The organism is Pseudomonas sp. R2-60-08W, from assembly GCF_003852335.1.
In the GTDB taxonomy this organism is placed as follows: Bacteria; Pseudomonadota; Gammaproteobacteria; order Pseudomonadales; family Pseudomonadaceae; genus Aquipseudomonas.
This window is the reverse complement of record NZ_CP027731.1, coordinates 54,980-80,150: the sequence shown is the minus strand read 5'-3', so window position 1 is coordinate 80,150 and position 25,171 is coordinate 54,980. Positions and strand designations below refer to the sequence as shown.

The following is a 25,171-nucleotide window of genomic DNA, read 5'->3' as shown; positions in this document are numbered from 1 at the left end:
CAACCTTTTCGGCGGGTCAGGCGCTAGAATAGCCGGACCAATGAAAACAAAGGGACAAGGTTATCATGCGTACATTCAATCGCCTGCTGTTCACTGGCTTGATTGCACTCGCTCCGATGGCTGCCATGGCGGCAGATGACGCCCCGTCGGGCGATCCGGAAGTGACCATTCGCACGGAAGGCGACAAGACTATCCAGGAATACCGCCAAAACGGCTTCCTGTACGCCATCAAGGTCACGCCAAAAGGTGCTCCACCATATTTTCTGGTACGCGCTGACGGAACCGACGCGAACTTCATCCGTTCTGACCAGCCGGATATGCTGATCCCGTCATGGAAGATCTTCGAATGGAAATGATTCCCTAACTTCAACCGGCGCCGCCCTGAGCGGCGCCCGTAACGGCAGTTTTAACCATGTCTGTGTTCACCCCCCTGGCTCGGCCCGAGCTGGAAACCTTTCTTGCCCCTTACGGGCTCGGCCGCCTGCTTGATTTCCAGGGGATTGCCGCCGGTAGTGAAAACACCAATTTCTTTATCCGCCTGGAACAGGGCGAGTACGTCCTGACCCTGGTTGAACGTGGCCCCGTTGCGGAAATGCCATTCTTCATCGAGCTGCTCGACGTGCTCCACGACGCCGACCTGCCCGTGCCTTACGCCCTGCGCACCACCGACGGCGTCGCCCTGCGCACGCTGGCCGGCAAGCCGGCGCTGTTGCAACCGCGCCTGGCCGGCAAACACATCAAGGACGCCAACGCCCAGCATTGCGCCCAGGTCGGCGACTTGCTCGGTCACCTGCATCTGGCGACCCAGGGCGACAAAGTGCTGGAACGCAAGACCGATCGCGGGCTGGATTGGATGCTCACTGAAGGCGCGCAGTTGATTTCGCACCTGAACGACGCGCAACAGCGGCTTCTGCAGGACGCCTTGGGCGAGATCCAGGCCCACAAGGCGCATATCCTTGCCCTGCCGCGCGCCAACGTTCACGCCGACCTGTTTCGCGACAACGCGATGTTCGAAGGCACGCACCTGACCGGCCTGATCGACTTCTACAACGCCTGCTCGGGGCCGATGCTGTACGACGTCGCCATCGCCTTGAATGACTGGTGTTCGGATGCCGACGGCGTGATCGATGGGCAGCGCGCCCGTGCATTGCTTGGGGCTTACGCGGGGCTGCGGCCGTTTACTGCGAAGGAAGCCGAGCTGTGGCCGACCATGCTGCGCGTGGCGTGCGTGCGGTTCTGGCTGTCGCGGCTGATCGCAGCCGAGTCGTTTGCGGGGCAGGATGTGTTGATTCATGACCCGGCGGAGTTCGAGCAGCGCTTGGCGCAACGCCAGCAAGTCAGCGTCCACCTGCCGTTTGCGCTCTAAAGACCTGCTCGGTCAAAAATGTGGGAGGGGGCTTGCCCCCGATGGCTTTGGGTCAGCTGATACATTTGCTGGCTGACCCACCGCTATCGGGAGCAAGCCCCCTCCCACATTTGATCTGCAGTGGCACTCAGAGCGATTCCAGGCACCCGGCCAGATCATTGCCCAGTTTTTCCAGCACCTGCTCGTAACCCTGGGCCGTGGCCGGGGTGTAGCCACCCAGCGCGTCCAATTCCGCGAGCTTCACCGGCAAACCCGCCACCAGCGTCTCCGCCAACCTTGGTCGCAACGGTGGCTCGCTGAACACACAGGTCTTGCCCACTTCCTGTAACCGCGTGCGCATCGCCGCCACATGCTGGGCGCCTGGCTGCACTTCGGCTGCAACGGCAAACGCGCCGGCGTGCTTCAAGCCGTAGGCGTCTTCGAAGTAATCAAAGGCTTCGTGAAACACAAAGTAAGGTTTGCCCTCAACGCCGGCCAAACGCTGCTTCAGGCGCACATCCAGCGCATCCAGGCGATCCTCGAAGGCCTTTGCGTTGCTCTGGTAACGCGCGGCGTTGGCCGGGTCGGCGGCACTGAGGTCAGCCGCCATACGCGCCGCGATCACCCGCGCATTCACCGTCGACAGCCACAGATGTGCATCCACGCTGCCGGGGCGATGATCGTGATCATGTTCGTCGGCTTCATCGGCGTGGGAGTGGCTATCTTCGCCGAACCGGCGCAGTTTCATATCCGGCAGGTCCTGCACGGCCACCGTTGTCGCCGTACGGCCTTTCAGCACGCGCGGCAAAAATGTTTCCATGTCCGGACCGATCCAATAAAGCAGGTCTACCGACTGCACGCGCCGTACGTCGGATGGGCGCAACGCGAAGTTATGCGGCGATGCGCCCGGTGGCAGCAACACCTCCGGAACCGCTACACCGTCCTGCACAGCAGCGGCAATCAGCTGCAGCGGCTTGATGCTGGTCAGTACCTTGACCTCGGCCTGAGCGGCGCCAGCCATGAACAAACTGGTGACAAATACGACAAAAACGGGAAAAAGTCGGGACACGATGACCACTCAATGGCGTAGGAACGGGTAACATAATAACGTCTCTATCAAATATCTGTCGCCGCTCATGCCTATAACACCGCTTGCCAGCCGTCCCCACGACCACTCTCACTGCGTTCACACCGCGCTGTCGGAGGCCGACACCCTGTGCGCGCAGAAGGGTTTGCGCCTGACCGCGCTGCGTCGACGCGTGCTGGAGCTGGTGTGGCAAAGCCACAAGCCGCTCGGCGCGTACGACATCCTCGGCGTACTCAGCGAGCAGGACGGCCGCCGCGCTGCGCCGCCCACGGTTTACCGCGCGCTGGATTTCCTGCTGGAAAACGGCCTGGTGCACCGCATCGCCTCGCTCAATGCCTTTGTCGGCTGCAACCACCCGGAACACGCGCATCAGGGCCAATTCCTGATTTGCCGCCAGTGCCACGCCGCCATCGAGCTTGAACAAAAAAGCATCAGTGACGCCATCATCAAAAGCGCCGCCGAAGTCGGCTTCAGCGTCGAAGGGCAAACGGTCGAAGTGGTCGGCCTGTGCTCGGGCTGTCAGGGGGCTTGATGAGCAACGCGTTAATCCGCCTGGAGCAGGTTGGGGTCACGTTCGCCGGGCAAAACGTGCTGGATGACATCGCATTGAGTGTGGAGCCGGGGCAGATCGTTACCCTGATCGGCCCCAATGGCGCCGGCAAGACCACCCTGGTGCGCGCCGTGCTGGGCCTGCTCAAGCCCGACCGTGGCAGCGTATGGCGCAGGCCCAAACTGCGCGTGGGCTATATGCCGCAGAAGCTGCACGTAGACCCGACACTCCCGCTTTCCGTACTGCGCTTCCTGCGCCTGGTACCGGCGGTCGACCGTGCCCGCGCGCAGGCGGCGCTCAAGGAAGTCGGCGCCGAACAGGTGATCGACAGCCCGGTGCAGAGCATCTCCGGCGGTGAAATGCAGCGCGTGCTGCTGGCCCGCGCGCTGTTGCGCGAGCCAGAGCTGCTGGTGCTCGATGAGCCCGTGCAAGGCGTCGACGTCGCCGGGCAAGCCGAGCTATACAGCCTGATCACCCGCTTGCGCGACCGTCACGGCTGCGGTGTGCTGATGGTGTCTCACGATTTGCACCTGGTGATGAGCACCACCGACCAGGTGGTCTGCCTCAACCGTCACGTGTGCTGTTCCGGCCACCCGGAGCAGGTCAGCGGCGATCCGGCGTTCGTCGAGCTGTTCGGTAAGAACGCGCAAAGCCTGGCGATCTACCATCACCACCATGACCACGCCCATGATCTGCACGGCGCCGTGGTTGACGACCCCGCCGCACCCCACCCTCATGTTCATGGAGATAGCTGCAAGCATGGCTGATTTTCTGCTCTACGCCCTGCTGGCAGGCTTGGCTTTGGCGCTGGTGGCGGGCCCGTTGGGCTCGTTCGTGGTCTGGCGGCGCATGGCGTACTTTGGCGACACGCTGTCCCATGCCGCGCTGCTCGGCGTGGCCATGGGCTTCCTGCTGGATGTGAGCCCGACCATCGCCGTAACGGTCGGCTGCCTGCTGCTGGCGGTGTTGTTGGTAACGCTGCAACAGCGCCAACCCCTGGCCTCCGATACGCTGCTGGGCATCCTGGCGCCAAGTACCTTGTCCCTGGGCCTGGTGGTGCTGAGCTTCATGCATGAAGTGCGCATTGACCTGATGGCCTACCTGTTTGGCGATCTGCTGGCGATCAGCCCTGTCGATCTTATGTGGATCCTAGGCGGCAGCGCGGCCGTGCTGGTGCTGCTGGTGAGCCTGTGGCGCCCGCTGCTGGCGATCACCGTGCACGAGGAACTCGCCACGGTGGAAGGTTTGCCCGTGCCGGCCCTGCGCCTGGCGCTGATGTTATTGATCGCGGTGGTGATCGCTGTCGCGATGAAGATTGTCGGCGTATTGTTGATCACCTCGCTGTTGATCATTCCCGCAGCCGCCGCTCAGCGCCATGCTCGTTCGCCGGAGCAAATGGCAATCGGCGCAAGCCTTTTGGGCATGTTGGCAGTGTGTGGAGGCCTGGCGTTGTCATGGTTCAAGGACACACCGGCCGGGCCGTCGATCGTAGTATCGGCGGCCGCCCTGTTTCTGCTGAGTTTTGTCCTGCCCCGTCGAGGGGTGTAGACTTGCTCGCTTTTTGCGCAAATAGAGAGTCGCAGGAATGAAGCCGTTCACCTTCCGTTATCTGCTCCTTGCCGCATTTTCCCTGCTGCTGGGCGCCTGTCAAAGCACACCGCCCGCCGCCCCCGAAGCGCTGGATCCGCGTGCTGCGGCCATCGCGCAACTGGAGCAAAACCTGGCCAGCAGCGAATTGGCCACCGCCGAAGACCAGCTCGCCACGTTGCAGGCCCAATCGCCCAACGATCCGGCGCTGGAGGCTTACCAGCGGCAATTGGCCGAAGCCTACCTGCAGCGCAGCCAGATCGTGCTGCAAAAGGGCGACGTCAACGCCGCCGCCACAGCCCTGAGCCGTGCCCGCGCGCTGATGCCCAAGGCCCCGGCCCTGACCGGTGGCGTCAACAGCGCCATCAGCCATGCGCGCAAAGCCGAGCTGGATCAGGCCGAGGCCGCCTTAAAAGCCGCCGAAGCCAAGCCCGCCGCCAAGGTCATCGACCCGGCGGCGCCGAGCACCACCGTGGCGTTGAACCTGGCGGATGTCGAAGCCATGCGCCATCAGTTGGATGCCATCGCCACCGACGTGGTGAATTACCAGTGCGACGTCAGCATTCAGGTGCCACGTACCGAAGATTACCCGTGGTTGGCCACGTTGCTGACCAAACGGGTGAAGCGCATTGAGGCAGGGTATGAGCTGAAGATTCACCGGCAAATTTTGAAACACATTCCGGCGCAGGTTGTGTTGATACCGCGTAAGGCAGACTGACAAAAGCATCGGGGGCAAGCCCCTCCCACATTTTGAACTGTGAATACGTTCAAGTGTGGGAGGGGGCTTGCCCCCGATGACGATTTAACAAACAGCCCAATAATTAAGCCGGAATCGCCTTGGCCATAGGCTCCCGATCCCAGACCCGATGCTGGGCAATCGCGGCAAAGAACGCCTTGAACGCCTTGGCATCCGCACCCACGATCAACCCCGCATCCGCCTCCAGCTTCAGCAGATCCAACAAAGGCTTCACGTCACTGGCCACCGCGATAGCCTTCAAGTGCTTGTACGCTTCCAGCACGTAGTGCAGCGCCACACCGTCGCCGCTCAGCGCTTTGACCGACTCTTTACCGCCAGGGATAAACACTGCGTCAAACGCAATGGACGGCATGCCTTCCATCGACGCATCCACCGGCAGTGACTTGCCATTGGCAGTGGTCACAGGCGCCGAAGTCGGCCCCAGCAACTTGGCGTGCGCACCTTCAGCCTCAAGTGCGGCTTTGAGTGCATCAATCGCTGCACCGTCCACGCCGTTAGCCGCCAGAATCGCCACTTTGCGCGTCTTGATGTCGCCGGACAGCAAATTCACCTGGCTCAATGCCGGCGATTGCTTCAACGATGTTTCACGTACAGGCACCGTGCCTTTGGTCGGCGCTGGCAGGCCCAGGTTCTGCGCCACGCGCTTGGCCAGTTCCAGGTCGATGTTGGCCAGGATTTCATTCACCTGGCGGGCACGAATGTGTTCGCGCTCGACCTTGCCCAACTCGAAGCTGTAGGCGGCGATGATGTGCTCTTTCTCGTGGTGGCTCATGCTGTTGAAAAACAGCGTGGCCTGGGAGAAATGGTCGCCAAACGACTCACTGCGCTCGCGGACCTTGTTCGCATCGATGCGCTCGTAGTAGGTCTCAAAACCGCCGTCGGTCGGACCCGCCGGCGTTTCCTTCGGCCAGCCGCTGTCGATGGAGTTCGGCTCATAGGCTGCGCGGCCCTTATCGATCACGCTGCGATGCAGCGCATCGCGCTGGTTGTTGTGGTTCGGTGCGACCGGGCGATTGATCGGGATCTCATGGAAGTTCGGCCCGCCAAGACGGCTGATCTGGGTGTCTGTGTAGGAAAACAGACGACCTTGCAACAGCGGGTCGTTGGTGAAATCGATGCCCGGCACGATATGGCCTGGGCAGAACGCAACCTGCTCGACCTCGGCAAAGAAATTGTCCGGGTTGCGGTTAAGCACCATCTTGCCCAGCGGGGTGATCGGTACCAGTTCCTCTGGGATGATCTTGGTCGGGTCGAGCAGGTCGAAGTCGAACTTATGCTCGTCTTCTTCTGCAACGATCTGAACGCCCAGTTCCCACTCGGGGTAGTCGCCGCTTTCAATCGATTCCCATAGGTCGCGACGGTGGTAATCGGTATCTTTACCGGCCAGCTTTTGCGCTTCGTCCCACACAAGCGAGCAGGTACCGACCTTTGGCCGCCAGTGAAACTTCACAAAGCTCGATTTGCCTTCGGTGTTGATCAAACGGAAGGTATGCACGCCGAAACCCTGCATTGCACGCAGGCTTTTCGGAATGGCGCGGTCAGACATCGCCCACACCACCATATGCGCCGACTCCGGTACCAGCGAGACAAAGTCCCAGAACGTATCGTGGGCCGAGCCGCCTGTAGGAATCTCGTTGTGCGGTTCAGGCTTAACGGCGTGCACGAAATCAGGAAACTTGATCGCATCCTGAATGAAGAACACCGGCATGTTGTTGCCCACCAGGTCGAAGTTGCCTTCGTCGGTGAAAAACTTCACGGCAAAACCGCGCACGTCACGTACGGTGTCACCGGAACCGCGTGGCCCTTGCACCGTGGAAAAACGCGCGAACACCGGCGTTTTATGCTCCGGAGTACGTAGGAAACCAGCCTTGGTCAGCGCCGAATGGTCGCCGTAGCTCTGGAAATAACCATGGGCGCCGGTACCGCGGGCATGCACGATGCGCTCCGGGATGCGTTCATGGTCAAAGTGCGTGATTTTTTCACGCATGATGAAGTCTTCCAGCAGCGAAGGGCCACGGGCACCGACCTTCAAGGTGTTCTGGTTGTCGGAGATCTTCACGCCCTGGTTAGTGCGCAGGGCCTGGCCGGTCGCATCGGAACGGAATTCTTCCAACGCCTGCAATTTGGTGTTGGTATTGCCTCGGTCCAGGGTATCGGTACCCGCGAGTTCACTCTTCGGCGGGGTGCCTGGCTTCTTGGTACTCATCAGTAAAAACTCCTTAGTCAAAGTGGCCAGAGCGGTCCCCGGCTCGTTTGAATGAAGCCCCGGGCACGGCACCCGGAACATCGCATTGCTTAAGTAGTGACTGACAGCGTTATGAGCCGTTCCCTTTTTATGACCTTCGGTCTCGTTATTGCCAAATCGCAGGATGGATACGAAATAAATGCTAAGAATCACTGGATGGACAGGCTAAAATGCGCGCCCGGCTAACCGCTGATCCCTTTTCCATGCGCCCCACAAGGTTCGCTACGTGATCGAGTTTCAAAACGTCCATAAAACCTACCGCGTCGCCGGTAAGGATATTCCCGCCCTGCACCCCACCAGCCTGCGCGTCGAAAACGGCCAGGTGTTTGGCCTGATTGGCCACTCGGGTGCGGGAAAAAGTACCCTGCTGCGCCTGATCAATCGCCTTGAAGAGCCCAGTGGCGGGCAGATCAGTGTCGACGGCGAAGAAGTCACCGCACTGGACGCCAACGGCCTGCGCCGTTTCCGCCAGCAGGTCGGCATGATCTTCCAGCACTTCAACCTGCTGGCGTCCAAGACCGTTGCAGACAACGTGGCGCTGCCGCTGACACTGGCCGGCGAATTGTCGCGCAAGGAAATCGAGCTGCGCGTGGCCGAGCTGCTCGCCCGCGTTGGCCTGTCGGACCACGCCCGCAAGTACCCGGCGCAATTGTCCGGCGGCCAGAAACAGCGCGTCGGCATCGCTCGCGCCCTGGCGACCAAACCCAAGATTCTGCTGTGCGATGAAGCCACCAGCGCCCTCGACCCGCAAACCACCGCGTCGGTCCTGCAATTACTGGCTGAAATCAACCGTGAGCTGAAGCTGACCATCGTGTTGATCACCCATGAAATGGATGTGATTCGCCGCGTGTGCGACCAGGTGGCCGTGATGGACGCTGGCGTGATCGTCGAGCAAGGCTCGGTGGCTGATGTGTTCCTGCATCCCAAGCATCCGACCACCAAGCGCTTCGTCCAGGAAGCCGAACAGGTCGATGAAGGCGAACAGCACGATGACTTCGCCCACGTACCGGGCCGTATCGTGCGCCTGACGTTCCAAGGGGACGCGACCTACGCGCCATTGCTGGGTACCGTCGCCCGTGAAACGGGGGTGGACTACAGCATCCTGGCCGGTCGTATCGACCGCATCAAAGACATCCCCTACGGGCAATTGACCCTCGCCGTCACTGGCGGTGACATGGAAGCCGCGTTTGCGCGCTTCACCGCCGCTGACGTTCATATGGAGGTGCTGCGCTAATGGATCTGTTCCTGAATTTCTTCGCCGACATCGACTGGTCCGAAATCTGGCTCGCCACCGGCGATACCATGACCATGCTGTTCGGTTCGCTGTTCTTCACGGTCGTACTGGGCCTGCCCGTGGGTGTGCTGCTGTTCTTGACCAGCCCACGTCAGCTGTTCGAGCAGAAAGGCTTGTACGCCTTTATGTCGCTGATCGTGAACATCCTGCGTTCGCTGCCGTTCATCATCCTGCTGATCGTGATGATTCCATTAACCAAGCTGATCACTGGCATCTATATGGACGAGCCCACCTCGCTGGGCGTCGCGGGCGCGATTCCGCCGCTGGTTATCGGCGCCACACCGTTCTTTGCACGCCTGGTGGAAACCGCCCTGCGTGAAGTGGACCGCGGCATCATCGAGGCCACGCAGTCGATGGGTGCCAGCACGCGCCAGATCATCACCAACGCCTTACTGCCCGAAGCACGCCCCGGCATTTTCGCGGCAATTACCGTAACGGCGATTACACTGGTGTCCTACACGGCGATGGCCGGCGTGGTCGGTGCCGGTGGCCTGGGCGACCTGGCGATCCGTTTCGGTTACCAGCGTTTCCAGGACAATGTGATGGTGGTCACCGTGGTGATGCTGGTGATCCTGGTGCAAATTCTGCAAACCGTCGGCGACAAGCTGGTGGTGCACTTTTCTCGAAAATAACGGCCATGGCCGGCCTGGTGCCGGCAGATGCCCGAACATGGAGCTTGCTGGATGAAAAAACTACTGGTTGCCTTCGCCGCCGTTGCCGCGTTTTCCGCCCACGCCGAGACCCTCAAGGTCGCTGCCTCGCCAGTGCCGCATGCGCAAATTCTGGAATTCGTGAAACCTGCGCTGGCCAAAGAAGGCGTGGACCTGCAGATCAAAGTCTTCACCGACTATGTGCAGCCGAACGTACAGGTGGCTGAAAAGCGCCTGGACGCCAACTTCTTCCAGCACCAGCCGTACCTGGATGAATTCAACAAGGCCAAGGGCACTCACCTGGTGAGCGTCGGCGGCGTGCACCTGGAACCGCTGGGCGCGTACTCGAGCAAATACAAGAAGCTGGACGAGCTGCCGGACGGCGCCAATGTGGTGATCCCGAACGACGCCACCAACGGTGGCCGCGCCCTGTTGCTGCTGGCCAACAACGGCCTGATTACCCTGAAGGACCCGACCAACATCCTGTCGACCATCAAGGACATCACCGCCAACCCGAAAAACCTCAAGTTCCGTGAGCTGGAAGCCGCCACCCTGCCGCGCGTACTGACCCAGGTCGACCTGGCGCTGATCAATACCAACTACGCGCTGGAAGCCAAGCTGGACCCGTCCAAGGACGCCCTGGTGATCGAAGGCAGCGACTCGCCTTACGTGAACATCCTGGTGACCCGTGAAGACAACAAGGATTCGGACGCGGTGAAGAAGCTGGTAGCCGCCCTGCACACACCTGAAGTGAAGCAATTTATCGAAGAGAAGTACAAAGGCGCGATCAAGCCAGCGTTCTGATCCAGCACACTGGAGATCAAAAATGTGGGAGGGGGCTTGCCCCCGATAGCGCCAGGTCAGTCAATATCTTCATCGACTGACACCCTGCTATCGGGGGCAAGCCCCCTCCCACATTTGTTTTGTGTCGTGAGCTATTTACGCTGCAACAGCCCCGGCAACTGCGCCACCAGCTTCTGGTTATTCAACGGCGCGCGAATGAACCCACGCTGGGTACCGTCCGGCCCGATCAGCGCCAGGTTGCCGCTGTGATCGACGGTGTAGTTGGGCTTGCTGGTGTCCGCCGGGATGAACGGAATGCTCACCGCATTCGAGACCGTCTGCACCTCCTGCACATTCGCACCGGTCAGCCCCTGGAACTGCGGATCGAAATAGCCCAGGTACTGCTTGAGCTGGGCTGGGGTGTCGCGGTTCGGGTCGACGCTGACCAGGATCACTTGCAACTTATCCACCGCGTCCTTGGGCAGTTCGCTCTTGATCTGGCGCAGTTGGGCGAGGGTGGTCGGGCAGATATCCGGGCAGAAGGTGTAGCCGAAGAACAGCAGGCTCCACTTGCCTTTCAGCTCATCGACCAGCACCGGCTGGCCGTCCTGGTTGGTCATGCTCACCGCAGGCAGCTGGCGACTTTGCGGCAGCAGGATAATGCCGGCGTCGATCAGCGCGGTGGGATCGCCCTGGCCTTTGCCCGATAGCACCTTATTGACGGTCAGGCCCATGATCAACGCCACCAGGGCCACGAGAATGAAGACAGTTTTCTGAGTTCGAGTCATAGGTTCAACAGTAGGTAGTGGTCGACGAGCAGGGCGATAAACAGTAGCAGCAGGTACCAGATGGAGTACTTGAAGGTGTTGATCGCCGCGTGCGGCTGGCTGCCACGGTACAGCACCCAGGCCCATTGCAGAAAGCGCCCGCCCAATACCAGCGCACAGGCCAGGTACAGCAACCCGCTCATATGGATCACATAGGGCATCAGGCTCACCGCCAGCAGGGCAAAGGTGTAGAGCAGGATATGCACCTTGGTGTAATGCTCGCCGTGGGTGACCGGCAGCATCGGGATGTCAGCCTTGGCGTACTCCTCCTTGCGGTGAATGGCCAGCGCCCAGAAGTGCGGCGGCGTCCAGGCAAAGATGATCAGCACCAGCAGCAGGGGTTCGGCACTGATATGCCCGGTTACCGCGACCCAGCCCAACAGCGGCGGCGCGGCGCCGGCCAGGCCACCGATGACGATGTTCTGCGGCGTCGCACGCTTGAGAAAGCCAGTGTAGATCACCGCATAGCCCAGCAACGAAGCCAACGTCAGCCATGCCGCCAGTGGGTTGGTAAAGGCCAGCAACAGCGCCAGGCCCGCCACCGCCAGCAACAACGCAAAGGCCAGTGCCGCAGCCGGCGAGACGCGCCCCTCGGCCAATGGTCGTTTGTGCGTACGCGCCATCAGTGCATCAATACGCCGGTCCACCACATGGTTGACCGCAGCCGCCGCGCCCGCACACAAGGCGATGCCCAGGTTGCCGAAAACCAGCACCGTCCACGGCACTCCAGCGCGGGTGGCGAGGAACATGCCCACCAGCGAGGTGATCAGCATCAGCACCACCACCTTCGGCTTGGTCAGCTCCAGATAGTCGCGCCAGATAGCCTGGCCGTGACCCGCGCCGATCAAGGACGCCATGGCATCTCTCCTTTAAGGGTTATCAGGCCCGATACCTGTTTGCGCGGAATAAACCGCCAGGCAATCGGACGTGGAACGCGCACCCGGACCAGGCTGGTACGCGCGTGATAATTGACCAGTACCAGGCTCAGCAATAGCGCTGCGCCCCCGGCGTTGTGAGCCACCGCCACCGGCAGCGGCAAGCCGAACGCCACATTGCTCAGGCCCAGGCTGATTTGCGCCGCCAGGGCGATCAACAGCAAGCCCGCCAGGCGCGTCATGCCCACCGCGCGCAGTTGCCAGGCCAGGCCCAGCAGCACCAGCGTGACCAGCACCGCCCCGACGCGATGGGTGAGGTGAATGGCCGTGCGCGCATCGCTGTCCAGCTGACCACCGAGGTAGTTAGGGCCGATATGCTGGGTCAGGTGAAAGCCGTTGGCAAAGTCCGCTGCCGGCCACCATTGCCCGTGACACGTCGGCAAGTCCACACAGGCCACCGCCGCATAGTTGGAGCTGACCCAACCACCCAACGCAATCTGCCCGATCACCAGCACCAACCCCGCCGTTGCCCAATATTGCAGGCGCCTGGGCACGATCAATGCGGGCAACACACCGGACAAGCGCAGGGTCAACAGGAACAGCAGGCTCAAGGTGGCAAAACCGCCCAACAGGTGCCCCGTCACGACTTGCGGCCACAGCTTGAGCGTCACCGTCCACATGCCGAACGCCGCCTGGGCGATCACCACCATCAACACGAACAGCGGCAATTTCACCGGCTGGCCGGGGTCGCGGCGGTGGCTCCACGCACGCGCCGCCAGCAGCGCGATCAGCAGGGCGAGGGTGCCGGCAAAGTAGCGGTGAGTCATCTCGGCCCAGCCTTTGTCGGCCTCCACCGGCGTATCCGGATAATGCAGCTCGGCATGGGCCAACTGGGCTGCACTTTGCGGCACGCTGATAAAGCCGTAGCAACCCGGCCAGTCCGGGCACCCAAGGCCGGCATGGGTCAGGCGGGTATAGGCGCCCAGCAACACGACGATCAGCGCCAGCAAGGTGGCAAACAACGCGAGGCGAAATCCAGGCTTGGCCATGATGATGCCCTTATCCGATGTTCGACAGTTTCAACAGCAGGCGCAGGTCGTTGAGCAAATCCTTGCCGTTGACCTTGGCGTCGTAGCGCAGCACCAGATTACCGTGGGGGTCGACGATCCACAGGTGCGCATCCCCCGGCGCGGCGGCATTGCGGTTGAAGATCGACAGGTCCAGTGAGTAGCGTTGCAATTGCGGGTACTCGGCCTTGAGCTTGGCGTCGTAGTCGGTAGCGACCGGCTGCGCACTGGCCAGCGCGTGGCTGGCGCGGGACGCATCGCGACCTAGGCCGATCTGCAGTTGGCGCGCCAGATACACCAGTTGCTGGCACTCGGCGGCGCAGGCGGCAGGCGCGGTGACCAACAGTTGCCAGCGCTCCTCATCGGCCTGCACGCCGATGTCGGCGCGGGTCTGGCCGTTACCGATCATTTCACCGTGATAACTGCGATTGTCCGGCACCCAGAATTGCAGCTTGTACATAAAGGTTGCCAGCACCATCGGGCCCACCACCATCAGCAGGATCAGGATCAGCTGAAAGCGGCCTTTACGCCGGTCCGGCGCCTCAGACATGTTGAGTGGATTCATGGCGGCTCCCATGGTGCTTCTCCTTTGCGTTGTGCCATCCGAGGTAGAGGTAAAGCGCCAGCAGCGCCAATGACATGGCAAACCACTGCACGGCATACCCCAGGTGTTTTTCCGGGCCCATGGCGACCACCGGCCAGGTGGTGTCGTAGGTACCGGGGCCGGCTTCGGCGCGCAGCTCGTAGGCGAACCCGCTGCGGCGCAATTCAGCCCACAGCGCGACGGGATGCAACGCGGTCAACAGGCGCGGCCACTGCGCGGTTGTGGGGTCGACGCGCAATTGGAAGGTTTCGCCGGGGGCGACGTACACCCAGGCAACGAGACTCACCGGTTGATCCGGGGTGGTGAACACCGGTGACGTGCGCCGGTCCGGCCAGGGCAGCCAACCGCGATTGAGCAACAACCACACGCCGCTGGCCTGATCATGGAAGGGTTGTAACAGCTCAACGCCGGCCCTGCCGTCGCGCATACGGTTGTCGAGCAGCACACTGTGTTCGGCATCGAAGTTGCCGCGCAGATGAACCCGGCGAAAGGCTGGGTCGGCACTGGCTTCAAGCTGCTCGCTGCCCATGGGCGCGGCCGCACGCCGCTCTGCGTAAGTGTCGACCAAGCGCTGTTTTTCCTGACCGCGCGACAGTTGCCAGAACCCCAGGCCGACCATCAACGGCAGCAACAACAGCACCACCAACGTCGGCGCGATGCCGGGCCGCAGGCGCTGCCTGGCACTGGCTATACTGAATCTCATTGCCCCCTCCCCCTGAAGCCCGGAGCCAGACCATGCTCAAAGCCGCCATTGCCCTGATGCTGATCGCGACCGTCGCGAGCCTGTTCAGTGGCTTGTTCTTCCTGGTCAAGGACGAAGGCCGTTCCAACCGCCTCGTCACTGCCCTGACTGTGCGTGTGGTGTTGGCCGCCATCACCGTCGGGCTGATCGCCTGGGGCTTTTTCAGTGGCCAGTTGGTCTCGCATGCGCCGTGGTAGAACGGTTCACAGCACATACACAAAGAAAAACAGCCCGATCCACACCACATCCACGAAGTGCCAATACCAACTGGCCGCCTCGAAACCGAACTGGTGTTCGGCATTGAAATGCCCCTTCAGGATGCGCATCAGCATCACAAACAGAATGATCGTGCCGATGGTCACGTGGGCGCCGTGAAACCCGGTGAGCATGAAGAACGTCGCGCCGTATACACCCGAGCCCAGCGTCAGGCCCAGCTCTTTATAGGCGTGGATGTACTCCTCGGCCTGGAACCCGAGAAACGCCAGGCCCAGTAGCACGGTGAGCGCCAGCCAGATCTTCAGCGCGCCGCGGTGCCCTTTGCGCAAGGCATGGTGAGCGATGGTGATGGTCACGCTGGAGCTCACCAGCAGGATGGTGTTTACCAACGGCAGGCCCCACGGGCTGATCGTGCCCTTGGGCGCCGGATACAGCTTGGGGTCCGGGTTGTTCAGCAAGGGCCAGGCGAATTCGAAATTCGGCCACAGCATATGCGCAACGCCCTTGGGTCCCTCACCCGCCAGCCATGGCCCCGCCCAGGTACGCACATAGAACAGCGCGCCGAAGAACGCGATGAAAAACATCACTTCGGAAAAGATGAACCAGGTCATGCCCCAGCGAAACGAACGGTCCATCTGCGCACTGTACAAGCCGGCGCGGCTTTCCTTGATCACCGCACCGAACCAGCCGAACAGCATGTAGGCCAGCAACAGGCCACCGACGAAGAAGATCCACGGGCCGTGGGATTCCGGGCGCAACGCCTTGAGATCGTTGAACCACACGGCCAGCCCATACACGGTGACCAACAGGCCAATCGTGGCAATGATCGGCCATTTGCTTTGCGCTGGTACGTAGTACGTATCATGAGTCGACATGTATTCGCTCTCCTGATTGAGCGGGCAAACAGTAGCTAGCCGCCGCTGTGGGCCGCCACGGGCGGCTGGCGCGCAGTGATATCGAACAGCGTGTAGGCCAAGGTCAAATGCTTCACATCCTTAGGCATGGCGCGATCGACGATGAAGCGCACTGGCATCTCGATACGTTCGCCTGGCTGCAACACTTGCTGGGTGAAGCAAAAACACTCGGTCTTGTGGAAGTACATCGCCGCTTCGGCCGGGGAAATGCTCGGCACCGCCTGGGCGGTCATCGGTTTGTCAGTCGGGTTGTACGCGACGAACAGCATCTCGGTCACAGCGCCCGGGTTGACCACCACCTCGTCGGCCTTGGCATAAAAATCCCAAACCATATCGATGGCGTTGGTGGACAGGAACTGCACCCGCACCTGGCGCGACGGGTCGACGACCTGCTCGCCCTCGTACTGCCCGCCGGTCTTGCCGTTGATGCCGAATGCCTTGCACATCACGTCATAGATCGGCACCAGGGCGAAGCCGAAGGCGAACATCGCCAGCACCAGGATCAGCAGGCGCGTAACCAGGCGTTTGATCGGTATGGAGTCAGCCATAACGCCCACCCCAAGCGGACACAATCAATGTGGGAGGGGGCTTGCCCCCGATGGCGGTGTACCAGTCGACACTACCTTTGGCTGTGAGATAGCAATCGGGGGCAAGCCCCCTCCCACAAGGAATCGAGGGTGACTTATTCATTTCACCTCCGGCGGCGTGGTGAAGGTGTGGTACGGCGCGGGCGAGGGCACGCTCCACTCCAGGCCTTCGGCGCCATCCCACGGTTTGGCCGGCGCGGGCGGGCCGCCGCGGATGCACTTGATCACGATAAACAGGAAGAAAATCTGCGTGGCGCCGAACATGAACGCGCCAATCGACGACACCATGTTGAAGTCGGCGAACTGCAGGTTGTAGTCCGGCACCCGGCGCGGCATGCCGGCCAGGCCCACGAAGTGCATCGGGAAGAACGCCATGTTCATGCCGACGAAGGACAGCCAGAAGTGCAGCTTGCCCAGGGTTTCGTCGTACATGTGGCCGGTCCACTTCGGCAGCCAGTAGTAGGCCGAAGCAAAGATGCCGAAGATCGCACCGGGTACCAGCACGTAATGGAAATGCGCCACCACGAAGTAGGTGTCGTGGTACTGGAAGTCCGCCGGCGCGATCGCCAGCATCAGCCCGGAAAAACCGCCGATGGTAAACAGGATCACGAAGGCCACCGCGAACAGCATCGGCGTCTCGAAGGTCAGCGAACCTTGCCACATGGTGCTGACCCAGTTGAACACCTTGACCCCGGTGGGCACCGCAATCAGCAGGGTGGCGTACATGAAGAACAGTTCGCCCACCAGCGGTATACCGACCACGAACATATGGTGCGCCCACACGATGAACGACAGGAACGCAATGCTGGCCGTGGCGTAGACCATCGAGGTGTAGCCAAACAACGGTTTGCGCGAAAAGGTCGGGATGATCGAGCTGACGGCCCCGAACGCCGGCAGGATCATGATGTACACCTCAGGATGGCCAAAGAACCAGAACACATGCTGGAACAGCACCGGATCACCACCGCCCGACGCGCTGAAAAAGCTGGTGCCGAAGTGGATATCCATCAGCATCATGGTCACGCAACCGGCCAGCACCGGCATTACCGCAATCAGCAGGAACGCGGTGATCAGCCAGGTCCACACGAACAGCGGCATTTTCATCAGGGTCATGCCCGGCGCGCGCAAGTTGAGGATGGTCGCCACCACGTTGATCGCGCCCATGATCGAACTGATGCCCATCAGGTGGATGGCAAAGATGAAGAAGGTCACGCTTTCCGGCGCATAGGTGGTGGAGAGCGGGGCATAGAACGTCCAGCCGAAATTCGGCCCGCCGCCGGGGCTGAACAGGGTCGAGACCAGCAACAGGAACGCCGCCGGCAGCAGCCAGAAACTGAAGTTGTTCATGCGCGGCAGGGCCATGTCCGGTGCGCCGATCATCAACGGGATCATCCAGTTGGCCAGGCCGACAAAGGCCGGCATCACCGCGCCGAACACCATGATGAGGCCATGCATGGTGGTCATCTGGTTGAAGAACGCCGGCTGCACGATCTGCAGGCCGGGCTGGAACAGTTCGGCGCGAATCACCATGGCGAATGAACCGCCCAGCAGGAACATGGTGAAGGCAAACCACAGGTACATCGTGCCGATGTCTTTATGGTTGGTGGTCAACACCCAGCGCATCAACCCCTTCGCGGGGCCGTGGGCGTGGTCGGCGTGACCATGGTCATCGATCACAGTGCTCATGACCGTTCTCCTGCAAGCGAGTGGGCGGGGCGGGTCTGGACGGTGGCAAGGGAGGCTGTCATTTACTTTGCGCCTGTTTGATGGCCAGCACGTCTTTTGGCGTGACCATGTCGCCTTTGTTATTGCCCCAGGCATTGCGTTCGTAGGTCACGACCGCAGCGATATCGACTTCCGAGAGTTGTTTGCCGAACGCGGCCATCGCGGTACCTGGCTTGCCGTGAAACACCAGGTTCAGGTGATCGGCGGCAGGCCCGGTGGCGATTTTCGAGCCCTTGAGCGCCGGGAACATGGGCGGCAGGCCCTGGCCTTCAGCCTGGTGACAGGCCACGCAGGTGGTGTGGTAGACCTTGTCGCCGCGGGCCACCAGTTCGTCGAGTGTCCATTCCTTGGAGGTCAGTTCCTTGAGCTTGGCCGCCTCTTGCTTGCGTTCGCCGAGCCAGGTGTCGTAGTCGGCCCTGGACTTGACCTCGACCACGATGGGCATGAACCCGTGGTCCTTGCCGCATAGCTCGGCGCACTGGCCGCGATAGATGCCGGGTTTCTCGACTCGGGTCCAGGCTTCATTGACGAAGCCTGGAATGGCGTCACGCTTGACCGCAAAGGCCGGCACCCACCAGGAGTGGATCACGTCGGCGGCGGTGACCAGAAAGCGCACTTTCGCCCCCACCGGCAACACCAGCGGCTGGTCGACTTCGAGAAGGTAGTGCTCGCCCTTGGTGGCCTGGTTATGGATTTGCTCGGCGGGTGTGGCCAGGTTGCTGAAGAACTCCACGTCCTGGCCCAGGTATTTGTAATGCCACTTCCACTGATAGCCGGTGACCTGGATATCGATATCCGACTCACTGCTGTCGTAGATGTTGATCAACGTCTTGGTCGCGGGAATGGCCATGGCCACCAGGATCAGCAACGGCACCACGGTCCAGAGAATTTCCACCGTGGTGCTTTCGTGGAACTTGGCCGCTACCTGGCCGGTGGACCTGCGGTGCAGGATCATCGACCAGAACATCGCGCCAAACACGACGATGCCGATCACTACACAAATCCAGAAAATGGTCATGTGCAGGTCAAACACAGCGTGACTGACTTCAGTAGCACCTGGCGCCATATTCGTTGTCCAGGCGGCGTGGGCCTGGCCGAATACCGACGACAACACTAAGCCCATCCAAACGTGTGGATGTCGCGTCATTGCGGGTTCCCCTTTTATGTTTCTTGTTATCCCGCCGGTTTGCACCTGCGGCGAAGGGAGCGGCTTCCAAACTGCTTACCACCGCCAAGCCTTGCTGCGTCATGCAGTCGGGCGTCATCAGCCAATTGCCTACAAATCCGAGTATAGACAGCCGCAGCGACCCCGCAATGTGTAGGGGCAAATGAGTGAAAACAGACAGACGGGCCCAATAAAACGGGCGGCGGAATCGTTTATCCGACGAGCGATGGCAATTCGATATAACGTGTGCGTATAACCATGAAATAATTATGACAAATGCGTCTTAGGTGCTCGTATAACCGAGCTACCTTATCCTCTCTCTTTTCCTACGCCTGACCGGAGCCTTCATGAACACCGCCGCATTGCGCGAGCAGATTTCCCGTGCCCATCAACACGAAGCAACCACGGGCCAGCTTGCCCTGCAATTGGAAAAGCAATTGCCGCACCTGCATTCGGCCATTTCCCTGGTTGACGGTGATCGCAACATTGTCATGACCCGCTTTGTCACCGCGTACATCGACCTCGTCCCGGATTTGCTCGAAGCCGCCAACGACGTAGCGCGCGAAGCCGGAATCGAAAGCCAGATCAAGCCTGTGCTGAAGATTGCCGAGCACTTCTTCCTTCAGCCGCCGGCAATTCTGGCGGGCCACGAAGGCCTGGACGGTTTGCTGGACGAAGCCTACCTGGCCCATCGCCTGGTAGAGGAGGTCAACGACCTGTATATCAAGCATTTCGGCCAGCCGCTGATCCCGGCGGACACTACGGTCGCCAACCTGATCGCCCACCAATTGATCGGTGAAGACTTCGCCAACCAGCTGGATGAAGCGGTGCACATGGCTGTGGATGAGATGCTTAACGAAGAGAGCTTTGCGCTGGAGTCGGTCGAGACATACCGCGAACAGTTGAAAAGCCCGGACACGGAAGCGGCGTGGAAGCGCTGGCCGTGCCTGTCGCGCCAGCTTGGCGTGGAGTTGGCGCTGGATCAGCCGACCTAAATCCTGAATCAGACACAGAACGAAATGTGGGAGGGGGCTTGCTCCCGATAGCGGTGGACCAGTCAAAATCTATTTGGCTGATACACCCCAATCGGGAGCAAGCCCCCTCCCACATTTTGATCCGGTTTGGTCAGGTGGTTGAGGGCGCGGAGCCTATCCTCGTGGTGGTCCTTATCCGACCTTCCAACCGGCGCTTCAACCCGCGCGCCTCGATCACCAGTTTCGAGCCCTTGGCCGCATTGGCCCGGCCCCATTCCTCCAGCAGCTCCAGGCAGGAATGGTCGATATAACTCAGGTTATTGAGCGGCACATGCACGGTGGTTCCCATCGGCACCGTCGACAGCACCTGAGTCAACGCCGGCACTTTCAGGAACGTCGCGGCACCGATCAGTCGCAACTCCATCTCGCCGTCCTGAGGCAAGTCGATCAGGCTGATTTTCAGCCGTGAGGCCTTGAAGGCCAGCTTGACCAGCGTCAGCCCGAAGCCCACCAGTACACCGGTCAGCAGGTCGGTAAAGATGATCGCCAGCGCCGTAGCCGCGTAGGTGAACATCGGCATGCGGCCATAACGCCCCAATGCCTTGAACGCCTTCACGTCCACCAGCTTGATCCCGGTATACACCAGCACGCCCGCCAGGCTCGCCACCGGGATGCTCTGCAGCACACTCGACAGCAACAACACGAAGCCCAGCAGCCACAGGCCGTGGAACATCGCTGACAAGCGCGTGGTGGCACCCGCCTGGACGTTGGCCGAACTGCGGACAATCACGCCGGTCATCGGCAGGGCGCCGACCAATCCGCACAGCATGTTGCCTACGCCTTGAGCGGACAATTCCTTATCGAAATCCGAACGCTGGCCGCTGTGCATGCGGTCGACCGCTGCGGCGGACAGCAGCGTTTCGGCACTGGCGATAAAGGCGACGGCAAATGCGGCGATCAGCAGCTGCGGGTCAGCCAGGTTGAGCAGGTCGCTGGGGCGCAGCCAATCGATGGCGTCGGCCAGGTTTTCCGGCACTTCCACACGTTTGACCTGCAAGGCCAGCACCAGGCTCGTCACCGTTGCCAGGCCTACGCCCAGCAGAGCCCCTGGCACGAAGCGTAGTTGTTGTGGACGGAATTTGTCCCACAGGTACATCACCAGCATCGTCGATACACCGAGCAAGCCCGCCTGCCAGCCGAGCCCGCCGCCGAGGGTGGGTATCGCTTCGATCAATGCCGCCGGGAAGCCTGCCAGGTTATCCAGCCCGGAAGGTTTGGGCGCACTGTCGAGCATCACATGGACCTGCGATAGCACAATCAGTACGCCGATCCCCGCCAGCATGCCGTACACCACCGCCGGCGCCGTCACGCGGAACCAGCAGCCCAGGCGCAGACGCCCGGCCACCAATTGCAGGAAGCCCGCCAGCAACAGGATTGGCCCCAGCATCAGCATGCCGTGCTGGCGTACCAGCTCGAACACCAACACCGCCAACCCCGCTGCCGGGCCACTGACTTGCAACGGAGAACCCGCCAACCAGCCCACCACCAGACCACCGATGATCCCGGTGATCAAGCCCTTGGCCGGCGGCATGCCGGATGCGATCGCGATGCCCATGCACAAAGGCAGGGCGACCAGAAACACCACCACGGAGGCGAGCAGCTCCCGCGGCAAAACAGCTTTCAATTGAGCAGCACGCATGATGACTCTCCCGAGGCATTCGCCGGGCGCGGTAAAGCTTGGCTGCATCCATGGCAGCCACCGCATTACCCGGCAGGGAAGTGTATTAGAAGCGCGCTTTAGGCGTCGCGGATGGGATCGGACCTTCACCGCCCAACGGTCGGAACGTCGACTGGTCCGCGTCGTAGGCCCGGATCTCGCTGGTTTCGATGTTGTAGATCCAGCCGTGAATAAACAATTGGCCATTGGCCATGCGCGAAGCCACGGAAGGGTGGGTGCGCAAGTGCTGCAACTGGGCGATGACGTTTTCTTCGGTCAGCACCTTCATGCTCTCGCCTTCATTGGCGCAGTCGCAGTTGTCGTGGACCATGGTCTTGGCCACCTCGGCATGCCGCAACCAGGCCTTGACCGTTGGCATCTTCTCGAGGCTGTCGGGATTGAGCACCGCACGCATGGCGCCGCAGTCGGAATGCCCGCACACGATGATGTGTTGCACGCCCAGCGCCAGTACCGCGTACTCGATGGCCGTGGACACGCCGCCGTTCATCTGACCATAAGGCGGCACTACGTTACCCACGTTACGGGTGACGAACAGATCGCCAGGGGAGCTTTGGGTGATCAGCTCCGGCACGATGCGCGAATCGGCGCAGGTGATGAACATCGCACGGGGACTTTGAGCCGTGGCAAGTTTCTTGAAGAGTTCTTCCTGCTGGGGGAAGACGTCGTGATGGAAATGCAAAAAGCCGTCAACAATGTGCTGCAGCGCTGCATCGGCGGTTTCCGCCTGAGAGGCTGAAGCCGACGCAGCCAACGGCTGTTTATCCTTATCACTCATAATTCATCCTCTTGATCAATGCAGGGTAAGTGTTCCAGGCCAGTTCGACGTCCGGGCAGTGAAAAAGTTGGGAAACCTCCATAGGCCAGGGCGCCGACTTATCAGTCACTCGTCGAACAAGGTACCCATCGAAACTTAACTCAAACTGAATCAACCGCTCTAGGTCGCGGGTTTCAGTGATATCAAAACGCGATTAACCCTACAGATGTTTCGCACTTATCCTCTTCAATCTACAACAATGCCATTTGCCGGCCCGGTGGGCAAAACGCCGTGCAATCCAGATCGAAGCCTCCACGGCGATTGAGCCCCAGACGTTTGATCGCCTTGCTGAAACGCTGCGCCAGCAAATCGGCAAACGGCCCTTCGCCGCGCATGCGCACGCCGAAACGGCTGTCGTACACCGCGCCACCGCGCACCTGACGCACCAGGCTCATCACGTGCGCCGCGCGCTGCGGGTAATGCGCCGCCAGCCACTCTTCGAACAGCGGCGCCACCTCGAGCGGCAGGCGCAACATCATGTACGCGGCACTTTGCGCACCGGCGGCATGGGCTTCGGTGAGCAGGCTTTCCAACTCGCTGTCGTTGATCATCGGAATCATCGGCGAACACAGCACACCGACCGGAATGCCCGCCGCGCGCATCACCCGTATCGCCCGTAACCGCGCCTTGGGCGCCGCCGTGCGCGGCTCCAGTATGCGCTTGAGTTCATCGTCCAGGCTGGTAAGGCTGATCATCACGGCCACCAGTCGTTGCCGGGCCAGTTCGGCGAGCAGGTCCAGATCGCGCAGGATCAGGGAGCCTTTGGTGATGATGGTCACCGGGTGCCGATAGCGCAGCAGCACTTCAAGGGTTTGCCGGGTAATCCTGTATTCGCGCTCGATCGGCTGGTAAGGGTCGGTATTGGAGCCCAGGTTGATCGGCGCGCACACGTATCCCGGCTTCGACAACTGCTGCTCCAGCACGTCGGCGGCGTTGCTCTTGGCAATCAGCCTGGTTTCGAAATCCAACCCCGGCGACATGTCCCAATACGCGTGGCTGGGCCGCGCATAGCAGTAGATGCAGCCGTGCTCGCAGCCACGATAAGGGTTGATCGAGCGATCGAACGGCAAGTCCGGCGAGTTATTGCGGGTGATGATGGTCTTGGCCGTTTCGATACGCACTTCGGTGCCCTGGGTGGGCGGCACTTCCTGGAACCAGCCGTCGTCCTCGGCCACGCTGACGGTGGGCGCGAAACGGTTGTGCAGGTTGGTGGCCGTGCCCCGGCCACGGGGTGGCAGTGCAGTCGTCATGAAAACGCCTCTATACTGTTTTTATATACAGTATCGAGGCGTGAGGGTTCTGACCAGTGCCGTTTGGCGGTCAGTGCTTTTGCGTGACCTGCCCCAAATCATCCCCCGAGGTGGTGCGCATATCGTTCTTGCGCAGGTCGGCCACGTCACTGGCGCTCACTGGCGTGCCTTGATTGCCCCAACTGCCACGGATGAAACTGACCACGTCCGCCACTTCCTGGTCCGACAGGCGCCAGGCAAATGCCGGCATGGTGAAGGTTGACGGCGCGGCGTGGGTGGCGGGCAAGGTGCCGCCGTTCAACACGATGTTGATCAACGACGTGGCATCCGCCGTCTGCAGCACCGGGTTGCCCGCCAGCGCCGGGAACACCCGCGTGTAGCCATGCCCGTCGGTACGGTGACAAGCCGCGCAGTTGTCGATGTACACCGAGGCGCCCGGCTGGCTGTCATCACCCTTCCAGAGCGCCTGGGCCACTTGCTTGTCGTACTGCTGCGGCGGGTTCTTGGGATCCACCGCCGGCAGGCTCTTGAGGTAACGGGCGATAGCGGTCAGGTCGTCTTCCGACATGTATTGCATGCTGTGGACCACAACATCGCTCATGCCGCCAAACACCGCACTACGATCACTGCGCCCGGTCTTGAGAAATTGCACCAATTGCTCTTCGCTCCAACTGCCGAGGCCGTCCTTGTGGTCGCCGCGCAGGCTTTTCGCAATCCAGCCTTCCAGCGGCGCGCTGCCGGACAGGAACGCATTGCCGTCAGCGGCGCTCAGGGCCTTTTCCTGCATGGTCAGGGCGCGGGGCGTGTGGCACGCACCGCAATGGCCGAGGCCTTCGACCAGGTAAGCGCCACGGCTGACCACAGGATCGGCGGCGGCCTGTACCTGATGCTCCTCGACTGCCGGCGCGAACATCCAGCGCCACGCCGCCAGGGGCCAACGCATGCTCAACGGCCAGGGAATATCGCTGTCCTTGTTCTGTTGGGCGACCGGCTCAACGCCTTTCATGAAGTAGGCATACAAGGCCTGCATGTCGCTGTCGCTGACACGCGCGTAAGACGGGTAGGGCATCGCCGGGTAAAGCGTACTACCGTTCTTGGCGACGCCATGGCGCACGGCCTTGTCGAAGTCTTCGAAGCTGTAGTCGCCCAGGCCGGTCTTGTCCGGCGTGATGTTGGTGGAATAAATCACACCGATAGGGGTTTCCATTGGCAGGCCGCCGGCGAATGGCTTGCCGCCCTTGGCGGTGTGGCAGGCCACACAGTCACCGGCGCGAGCCAGGTATTCACCTTGCTTGATCAGCTCGGCCTCAGCCGCGCTGACCGAGCAACTGCTGAACAGCGCCAAGGAGGCGATAACGAGTGCTTTCATGGTCAT

General features: G+C 61.2%; 26 protein-coding genes. 11 read left to right on the top strand and 15 right to left on the bottom strand.

The window, feature by feature from the left end; all coding sequences use genetic code 11:
• Positions 1-65 precede the first annotated feature (65 nt).
• Positions 66-356 carry a DUF2782 domain-containing protein gene (locus C4J90_RS00390; RefSeq protein ID WP_057725690.1) on the top strand — a complete coding sequence of 97 codons (291 nt, stop codon included), beginning with the start codon at positions 66-68 and terminating at the stop codon, positions 354-356.
• A 56-nt stretch (positions 357-412) separates the two neighbouring features.
• Positions 413-1,366 carry a homoserine kinase gene (locus tag C4J90_RS00385; RefSeq protein ID WP_124418948.1) on the top strand — a complete coding sequence of 318 codons (954 nt, stop codon included), beginning with the start codon at positions 413-415 and terminating at the stop codon, positions 1,364-1,366.
• A 127-nt stretch (positions 1,367-1,493) separates the two neighbouring features.
• Here C4J90_RS00385 and C4J90_RS00380 read toward each other — a convergent pair whose 3' ends face one another.
• Positions 1,494-2,423 (bottom strand): zinc ABC transporter substrate-binding protein, encoded by a 930-nt coding sequence (locus tag C4J90_RS00380; protein WP_124418947.1) that lies wholly within the window; start codon positions 2,421-2,423, stop codon positions 1,494-1,496.
• 58 nt (positions 2,424-2,481) lie between these two features.
• Between C4J90_RS00380 and zur the strand changes: the two genes are divergently transcribed.
• The 4 genes from zur to C4J90_RS00360 are packed head-to-tail and all read left to right on the top strand — an operon-like array spanning position 2,482 to position 5,287.
• On the top strand, positions 2,482-2,964 hold the full coding sequence (zur, locus tag C4J90_RS00375; protein ID WP_124365291.1) for a zinc uptake transcriptional repressor Zur: 483 nt from the start codon (positions 2,482-2,484) through the stop codon (positions 2,962-2,964).
• Positions 2,964-3,749: a zinc ABC transporter ATP-binding protein ZnuC gene (gene znuC / locus C4J90_RS00370; RefSeq protein ID WP_124369084.1), complete on the top strand. Its 786-nt coding sequence runs from the start codon at positions 2,964-2,966 to the stop codon at positions 3,747-3,749. Before zur ends, znuC begins: the two co-directional genes overlap by 1 nt.
• Complete coding sequence (gene znuB, locus C4J90_RS00365) at positions 3,742-4,530, top strand: zinc ABC transporter permease subunit ZnuB (protein ID WP_124360638.1); 789 nt, start codon at positions 3,742-3,744, stop codon at positions 4,528-4,530. The genes znuC and znuB overlap by 8 nt, the downstream gene beginning before the upstream one ends.
• 37 nt (positions 4,531-4,567) lie before the next feature.
• Positions 4,568-5,287: a PA5502 family lipoprotein gene (locus C4J90_RS00360; protein ID WP_124418946.1), complete on the top strand. Its 720-nt coding sequence runs from the start codon at positions 4,568-4,570 to the stop codon at positions 5,285-5,287.
• Between the two features lie 103 nt (positions 5,288-5,390).
• On the opposite strand, the gene katE is transcribed toward C4J90_RS00360, so the two are convergent.
• Positions 5,391-7,613, bottom strand: coding sequence for a catalase HPII (katE, locus tag C4J90_RS00355; protein WP_256658904.1), 2,223 nt, complete (start codon positions 7,611-7,613; stop codon positions 5,391-5,393).
• 184 nt (positions 7,614-7,797) lie between these two features.
• Here katE and C4J90_RS00350 point away from each other — a divergent pair, with 184 nt between their 5' ends.
• The 3 genes from C4J90_RS00350 to C4J90_RS00340 are packed head-to-tail and all read left to right on the top strand — an operon-like array spanning position 7,798 to position 10,319.
• Positions 7,798-8,805 carry a methionine ABC transporter ATP-binding protein gene (locus tag C4J90_RS00350; protein WP_124360635.1) on the top strand — a complete coding sequence of 336 codons (1,008 nt, stop codon included), beginning with the start codon at positions 7,798-7,800 and terminating at the stop codon, positions 8,803-8,805.
• The gene (locus tag C4J90_RS00345) at positions 8,805-9,497 is read left to right on the top strand and encodes a methionine ABC transporter permease (RefSeq protein ID WP_124360634.1); all 693 of its coding nucleotides are present in this window, start codon (positions 8,805-8,807) and stop codon (positions 9,495-9,497) included. The genes C4J90_RS00350 and C4J90_RS00345 overlap by 1 nt, the downstream gene beginning before the upstream one ends.
• Before the next feature lie 51 nt (positions 9,498-9,548).
• Positions 9,549-10,319, top strand: a complete 771-nt coding sequence (locus tag C4J90_RS00340; RefSeq protein WP_124360633.1) for a MetQ/NlpA family ABC transporter substrate-binding protein — start codon at positions 9,549-9,551, stop codon at positions 10,317-10,319.
• Positions 10,320-10,450: 131 nt separating this feature from the next.
• Here the strand turns inward: C4J90_RS00340 and C4J90_RS00335 are convergent, their stop codons facing one another.
• The 5 genes from C4J90_RS00335 to C4J90_RS00315 are packed head-to-tail and all read right to left on the bottom strand — an operon-like array spanning position 10,451 to position 14,374.
• Positions 10,451-11,086 carry an SCO family protein gene (locus C4J90_RS00335; protein WP_124360632.1) on the bottom strand — a complete coding sequence of 212 codons (636 nt, stop codon included), beginning with the start codon at positions 11,084-11,086 and terminating at the stop codon, positions 10,451-10,453.
• Positions 11,083-11,982: a heme o synthase gene (gene cyoE, locus C4J90_RS00330; RefSeq protein WP_124360631.1), complete on the bottom strand. Its 900-nt coding sequence runs from the start codon at positions 11,980-11,982 to the stop codon at positions 11,083-11,085. The genes C4J90_RS00335 and cyoE overlap by 4 nt, the downstream gene beginning before the upstream one ends.
• The gene (locus C4J90_RS00325; protein WP_124360630.1) at positions 11,970-13,049 is read right to left on the bottom strand and encodes a heme A synthase; all 1,080 of its coding nucleotides are present in this window, start codon (positions 13,047-13,049) and stop codon (positions 11,970-11,972) included. The genes cyoE and C4J90_RS00325 overlap by 13 nt, the downstream gene beginning before the upstream one ends.
• 10 nt (positions 13,050-13,059) lie before the next feature.
• Complete coding sequence (locus C4J90_RS00320; RefSeq protein ID WP_124418944.1) at positions 13,060-13,644, bottom strand: hypothetical protein; 585 nt, start codon at positions 13,642-13,644, stop codon at positions 13,060-13,062.
• Positions 13,610-14,374, bottom strand: a complete 765-nt coding sequence (locus C4J90_RS00315; RefSeq protein ID WP_124418943.1) for an SURF1 family protein — start codon at positions 14,372-14,374, stop codon at positions 13,610-13,612. Before C4J90_RS00315 ends, C4J90_RS00320 begins: the two co-directional genes overlap by 35 nt.
• A gap of 32 nt (positions 14,375-14,406) precedes the next feature.
• On the opposite strand from C4J90_RS00315, the gene C4J90_RS00310 reads away from it, so the two are divergent.
• Positions 14,407-14,610, top strand: coding sequence for a twin transmembrane helix small protein (locus C4J90_RS00310; protein WP_124365282.1), 204 nt, complete (start codon positions 14,407-14,409; stop codon positions 14,608-14,610).
• Between the two features lie 6 nt (positions 14,611-14,616).
• Here C4J90_RS00310 and C4J90_RS00305 read toward each other — a convergent pair whose 3' ends face one another.
• The 4 genes from C4J90_RS00305 to coxB form a co-directional block, all read right to left on the bottom strand.
• Positions 14,617-15,504 (bottom strand): cytochrome c oxidase subunit 3, encoded by an 888-nt coding sequence (locus tag C4J90_RS00305; protein WP_124365281.1) that lies wholly within the window; start codon positions 15,502-15,504, stop codon positions 14,617-14,619.
• 35 nt (positions 15,505-15,539) lie between these two features.
• Positions 15,540-16,091: a cytochrome c oxidase assembly protein gene (locus C4J90_RS00300; protein WP_124360625.1), complete on the bottom strand. Its 552-nt coding sequence runs from the start codon at positions 16,089-16,091 to the stop codon at positions 15,540-15,542.
• A gap of 138 nt (positions 16,092-16,229) precedes the next feature.
• The gene (gene ctaD, locus C4J90_RS00295; RefSeq protein WP_124413437.1) at positions 16,230-17,816 is read right to left on the bottom strand and encodes a cytochrome c oxidase subunit I; all 1,587 of its coding nucleotides are present in this window, start codon (positions 17,814-17,816) and stop codon (positions 16,230-16,232) included.
• Positions 17,817-17,874: 58 nt separating this feature from the next.
• Entirely contained in the window at positions 17,875-19,002 is a 1,128-nt protein-coding gene (coxB, locus tag C4J90_RS00290; protein ID WP_124413436.1) for a cytochrome c oxidase subunit II, read from the bottom strand.
• A 365-nt stretch (positions 19,003-19,367) separates the two neighbouring features.
• Here coxB and C4J90_RS00285 point away from each other — a divergent pair, with 365 nt between their 5' ends.
• Positions 19,368-20,015, top strand: coding sequence for a hypothetical protein (locus tag C4J90_RS00285; protein WP_124418942.1), 648 nt, complete (start codon positions 19,368-19,370; stop codon positions 20,013-20,015).
• A 130-nt stretch (positions 20,016-20,145) separates the two neighbouring features.
• Here C4J90_RS00285 and C4J90_RS00280 read toward each other — a convergent pair whose 3' ends face one another.
• The 4 genes from C4J90_RS00280 to C4J90_RS00265 form a co-directional block, all read right to left on the bottom strand.
• Complete coding sequence (locus C4J90_RS00280) at positions 20,146-21,693, bottom strand: SulP family inorganic anion transporter (protein WP_124418941.1); 1,548 nt, start codon at positions 21,691-21,693, stop codon at positions 20,146-20,148.
• Positions 21,694-21,778: 85 nt separating this feature from the next.
• Entirely contained in the window at positions 21,779-22,507 is a 729-nt protein-coding gene (locus tag C4J90_RS00275) for a carbonic anhydrase (protein ID WP_124360620.1), read from the bottom strand.
• A gap of 230 nt (positions 22,508-22,737) precedes the next feature.
• Positions 22,738-23,796: a PA0069 family radical SAM protein gene (locus C4J90_RS00270; RefSeq protein WP_124413435.1), complete on the bottom strand. Its 1,059-nt coding sequence runs from the start codon at positions 23,794-23,796 to the stop codon at positions 22,738-22,740.
• 70 nt (positions 23,797-23,866) lie between these two features.
• The gene (locus C4J90_RS00265; RefSeq protein ID WP_124418940.1) at positions 23,867-25,165 is read right to left on the bottom strand and encodes a cytochrome c; all 1,299 of its coding nucleotides are present in this window, start codon (positions 25,163-25,165) and stop codon (positions 23,867-23,869) included.
• Between the last annotated feature and the right edge of the window lie 6 nt (positions 25,166-25,171).